Source organism: Rummeliibacillus sp. TYF005, assembly GCF_003844195.1.
In the GTDB taxonomy this organism is placed as follows: Bacteria; Bacillota; Bacilli; order Bacillales_A; family Planococcaceae; genus Rummeliibacillus.
This window is the reverse complement of the sequence record NZ_ML122646.1, coordinates 1-1,056: the sequence shown is the minus strand read 5'-3', so window position 1 is coordinate 1,056 and position 1,056 is coordinate 1. Positions and strand designations below refer to the sequence as shown.

Sequence of the window (1,056 nt, the reverse complement as noted above, 5' to 3'; positions counted from 1 at the left end):
TGACGAATTGTAATATTAAGTGCACCACTCAAAATAAATAAAAAAGACCCATTCAATATGAACCTGTATAATTAAAGTTCCTACACCAAAATCAACAGGGGGCCATATTGAATGAGCTATTATCATCTTACCATATCTGAACGTTCGAAAATAGAGGTTTTAAAAGGATTAGGGTACTCTTGTCGTGCCATTGCGCGTCATCTCAACGGTTCTCATACAACGATTTCTCGTGAATTAAAGCGATTGAATGAATGGTCAGCTGAAAAGGCGCAATGGCACGCGGCTGCGCAGAAGAAAAAATGTGGTGCGCGTTCAAAGTTTACAGACAAACTGCGTAAAGTTATCGAAGAAAAACTAAAAGCGACATGGTCTCCTGAACAGATTGTCGGTTCCTTGTTTCAAGGCAAATTATCTTTCAAAACAATTTATCGCTGGCTTTATTCAGGGAAACTTCACGTGACGCTTCAAGTGCTTCGCCAAAAAGGAAAGCGTCAGGCACCACGCGAAACACGTGGGCGTTTCAACGTTGGAACTTCTATTCAGCATCGCCCAAAAGAAGTCAAAACGCGTGAAACGTTTGGCCATTGGGAATTAGATACCGTCGTTTCAGCACGCGGTACGAAAGGATGTATCGCGACATTCGCCGAGCGAAAAACACGTTTCTATGTCGGCATTCAAATACCGAATCGCTCGGCGCAATCGATGAAGTGGGCGATTGAACAGCTCATTTCGCGTTATCCAAGACAATGTTTTCAAACGTTTACGACGGATCGAGGAAAAGAATTTAGCTGTTACGCCGACATCGAAAAACAGTACGGCATCCCAATTTACTTCGCTGATCCGTACGCGCCATGGCAACGTGGCACGAATGAAAATAGTAATGGTCTTTTACGCGAATTTTTCCCAAAACGAATGGATTTGGGACAACTAACACCATCAAAAATAGAAAAAGCACTTTCATTGATCAACAATCGACCAAGAAAGTGCCTCAACTGGAACACCACGCAGGAAGCATTTGAATATCAGGTGGTGCAGTTAATTTGACAATCTATCATA

Annotated in this window: 1 protein-coding gene; it reads left to right on the top strand. The window is 42.4% G+C overall.

The genetic code is table 11. The features are described 5' to 3' along the window. The first annotated feature begins 111 nt into the window (after window positions 1-111). Entirely contained in the window at window positions 112-1,044 is a 933-nt protein-coding gene (locus CW357_RS18050; protein WP_124218836.1) for an IS30 family transposase, read from the top strand. Window positions 1,045-1,056 lie beyond the last annotated feature (12 nt).